The following is a 478-nucleotide window of genomic DNA, read 5'->3' as shown; positions in this document are numbered from 1 at the left end:
AATTGATATAAAGAAAGAAAACAAGCAAATTTTGATGCTGTCAAGCAGTTTGAGCGTAATGAAATAGCAACCGTCCAGGGTAAAGCCAAGTTTATTACGCGAATTGCTGTTGTGCTGTTGATTTCCAATATTGCTCTTGCAGCAGCCATCGCTTTTTTGTCTCCGTTAAAGACTGCCGTTCCTTTTGTTATTCGTGTGGATAACAATACGGGCTATACAGATATTGCACCGCAATTATCAGGAGCAAAGCAAACCTATCAGGAGGCAGAAACAAAATATAATCTTGCGAAGTTTGTTATTAACTATGAGTCATACGACTGGCAGACTATCCAGGAAATGCTGGATACGGTAAATGTCATGTCTAATAACAAAGTGTTCTCGCAGTACAATACAGCTATTCGTGCAGATAACTCGCCGCTGAATGTACTGAAAGACAGTTATAAGATTAAAACGAAAATTAAGTCTGTTACTTTACTAA

1 protein-coding gene is annotated in these 478 nt (G+C 38.1%); it reads left to right on the top strand.

Features of this window, described 5'->3' with window-relative positions:
• Nucleotides 1–63: 63 nt before the first annotated feature.
• Nucleotides 64–478 (top strand): VirB8/TrbF family protein (locus RH46_RS16715; protein WP_138922170.1); only part of this gene is annotated, 415 nt, incomplete at its 3' end.

It is taken from the genome of Vibrio brasiliensis LMG 20546, assembly GCF_000189255.1.
GTDB lineage: Bacteria > Pseudomonadota > Gammaproteobacteria > Enterobacterales > Vibrionaceae > Vibrio > Vibrio brasiliensis.
Note: the sequence above shows the minus strand (reverse complement) of the source record. Positions and strands in the feature narration are given on the sequence as shown.